Below are 3,677 nucleotides of genomic sequence, written 5' to 3' on the forward strand. Positions count from 1 at the left end.
GCCCCGTCCACCCCGATCGAGGAGATCGTGGCGGGCATCTTCTCCGACGTGCTCGGCGTCGGACGGGTCGGCCTGGACGACGACTTCTTCGAGCTCGGCGGCAACTCGCTGATCGCCACCCAGGTCACCGCCCGCCTCGGCGCGGCCCTGGACACCCAGCTGGCGGTGCGCGATCTGTTCGAGGCGTCCACGGTCGCGGCGCTGGCCTCGCGGGTGGAACGCAATGCCGGTTCCGGCCGGCGTCCGAGCCTGGTCGCCGGTGAGCGGCCCGCGCACCTGCCGCTGTCCCCGGCGCAGCAGCGCTACTGGTTCCTCAACCAGTTCGACACCAGCACTTCCGCGGTGGACAACATTCCGGCAGCGGTCCGCTTCACCGGCGCGCTGGACCTGTACGCCATGAAGCAGGCCATCGCCGACGTGATCGCCCGTCATGAGGTGCTGCGGACCATCTACCCGCAGACAGTCGACGGCCCGCACCAGGTGATCGTGCCCGTCTCGCAGCCCGACCTTTCAGTGCCGCTGGAAGAGGTGACCGAGGGCGAACTGCTCGGCAAGATCATCGAATTCGCCATGACCACCTTCGACGTCACCGTCGAGGTGCCCCTCGCCGTCAAGCTGTTCCGCATCATCGACAGCGAAAGCACCGAGCACGTGCTGGCGTTCACGGTGCATCACATCTCCGCCGACGGCGCCTCCATGGCCCCGATGGCGCGCGACATCATGGCCGCCTATGTGGCCCGCGTGAACGGCGAAGCGCCGCAATGGACCCCGCTGCCGGTGCAATACGCCGACTACGCGCTGTGGCAGCGCGAACTGCTGGGTTCCGAGGACGACCCGGATTCGCTGGCCGCCAAGCAGATCGCGTATTGGACCCGCACCCTGGCGGGGTTGCCGGACCAGTTGGAACTGCCGTCCGACCGGCCGAGCCTCGCCCAGCGCCGTCGATCCCATGCGGCCCAGTCTGCCCACGGCAAGGCGCTGCGCTTCAACATCGACGCCGAACGCCATGCCAAGCTGCACGAGCTGGCGCGCGCCAACAACGCCTCGCTGTTCATGGTCGTGCACGCCGCGCTCGCGGTGCTGCTGGCCCGGCTCTCGGGCACCGACGACATCGCGGTCGGCACCCCGATCGCCGGTCGCGGTGAACGCGAACTCGACGACATGATCGGCATGTTCGTGAACACCCTGGTGTTCCGGACCCAAGTCGACGGCAATGCCAGCTTCGCCGATCTGCTCTCCGAGGTGCGCGAGCGCGACCTCGAGGCGTTCGCCAACGCGGACGTCCCGTTCGAGCGCCTGGTCGAGGTGCTCAACCCGGTCCGCTCCACCGCGCGCAACCCGCTGTTCCAGGTAGGCCTGTCGTTCCAGAACCTGGCCGAGGCCGCCTTCCACCTCCCGGGGCTGCACGTGACTCCGGTCGAGTTCGATGTGCAGCTGTCCAACACCAACCTGCAGATCACGGTCTACGACCTGTACAACGAGGACGGCTCCCCGGCGGGGATCGTCACAGAATTCGGTTACGCCACCGACCTGTTCGACGAGCCGACCGTGTGGTCGTTCATCGACCGGTTCGGCCGGGTCCTGGACGCCATCACTACCGATACTTCTGTCGCTGTCGGTGCGATCGAATTGCTCGAGGCCGGGGAGCGGTCCCGGATCCTGATGGACCGCAACGACACCCGGCACGAGATCCACTCGGAGCTACTACTCGACGGGTATCGTCGCGCGGTTGCGCAGTTCCCGGCGCGGGTCGCGGTCACTTTCGAGGGACAACAACTCACCTACCGCGAGTTCGATGCTCGCGTGAATCAACTTGCACGTCTGCTCATCGCACAGGGCGTCGGCGCTGAATCTCTGGTGGGATTGGCGATTCGCCGCTCGCTGGATCTCGTGGTCGGTATGTACGCGATCGTGACCGCGGGTGGTGCGTGGGTGCCGCTGGATCCTGATCACCCGGCCGAGCGCATCGCCCACATTCTCGACACCGCGAAGCCGGCGTGTGTATTGACCACCACCGCGGACGCGGTCGTGGTGCCTGCCGGTACCCCGGTGCTGCACTTGGATACGGTTGCGCTCGAGCGGTTCTCGACGGAACCTGTGGCGGACGCCGAGTTGCGGGGTCCGGTGCGCGCGGAGAATCCGGCCTATGTGATCTTCACGTCGGGTTCGACGGGGCGGCCGAAGGGTGTGGCGGTCTCGCACGGCGCGATCCACAATCAGATGACGTGGATGCTGGCGCAGTATCCGATGAGCCCGAACGACGTCTATTTTCAGAAGACGGCCACGACCTTCGATGTGTCGTTGTGGGGTTACTTCATGCCGTTGCGTGTTGGCGCACAGCTGGTGGTAGCTACCCACGATGGCCATCGCGATGCCGACTACATCGCCGAAACCATTGCCGCACAGGGCGTTACAGTCACCGACTTCGTGCCGTCGATGTTGACTGTGTTCGCAGCGTACGCGCGGCCGGATTCGATGCCGACCCTGCGTGACGTTTTCGCGATCGGTGAGGCATTGCCGCCGGAGACGGTCAATGCGGTTCTGGCGCTGGGTGCGGGTATCAAGGTGCACAACCTGTATGGTCCGACCGAAGCGGCGGTGTCGATCACCCATTGGTCGGCCGAGGGCGGCGACGCGCACACTGTTCCCATCGGTGTGCCGCAGTGGAACAGCCGCGTATACGTGTTGGATTCGCGCCTCGGACCAGTTCCTGCGGGGGTGCCGGGTGAACTGTATTTGGCCGGCGGCCAACTGGCGCGCGGTTATGTGGGTCGGCCGGATTTGACTGCGGATCGTTTTGTCGCGAACCCGTTCGAGCCGGGTGAGCGCATGTACCGCACCGGTGATCTCGTGGTGTGGCGTGCCGAGCCGGACCGTCTCGAATACATTGGCCGCACCGACTTCCAGGTGAAGTTCCGTGGTCAGCGTATCGAGCTCGGTGAAATCGAGATCGCGCTGCTGGCACAGCCTTCCGTCAGTCAGGCGGTCGCGGTGGTGGTGCCGAACGCCTTGGGTGACCAGCTGGTCGCCTATGTGGTGCCGGCACCGGGCTCCCCCATCGACCAGGAGCAACTGGTCGTGGCGACGGCTGCGAGACTGCCCGCCTACATGGTTCCGGGCGCGATTGTCGTGTTGGACGCTTTCCCGCTCAACACCAGTGGCAAGCTCGATCGGAAGGCCTTGCCCGAACCGGTTTTCGCGGCGCGTGAGTTCCGGGCTCCTGAGGGTGAAGCCGAAATCGCTGTCGCCGAGGTGTTCGCCGCGGTGCTCGGTGTGGAGAGTATCGGCAGGGATGACGACTTCTTCGCGCTCGGTGGTAACTCACTGCTGGCCACGCAGGTCGCGGCTCGGCTCGGCGCGGCTTTCGGCATCCGGGTGCGGGTGCGTGCCCTGTTCGAAGCGCCTACCGTGGCCGGATTGGCGGCAAGTCTCGCGTCGGCGGTCGGTGCGGGGGACCGGCTGCCGCTGGTTGCGCGGCAGCGTCCGGACAGTGTGCCGTTGTCGCTGGCGCAGCAGCGCATGTGGTTCCTCAACCAGTTCGACACCGCCTCGGCCGCGTACAACGTGCCCGTCGCGGTGCGGCTGACCGGTGCGCTGGATGTGGAGGCGCTGCAGCTGGCCGTGGCCGATGTGATCGGCCGGCACGAGACGCTGCACACCGTGTACCCGCAGGTGAA

The 3,677-nt window shown here is 66.4% G+C and carries 1 protein-coding gene; it reads left to right on the forward strand.

The features are described from left to right. Positions 1 to 3,677, forward strand: a 3,677-nt coding sequence (locus ACFXHE_RS44035; protein WP_379391749.1) for an amino acid adenylation domain-containing protein, incomplete at both ends; no start/stop codon positions are given.

This window comes from Nocardia sp. NPDC059229 (assembly GCF_042754165.1).
Classification (GTDB): Bacteria; Actinomycetota; Actinomycetes; order Mycobacteriales; family Mycobacteriaceae; genus Nocardia.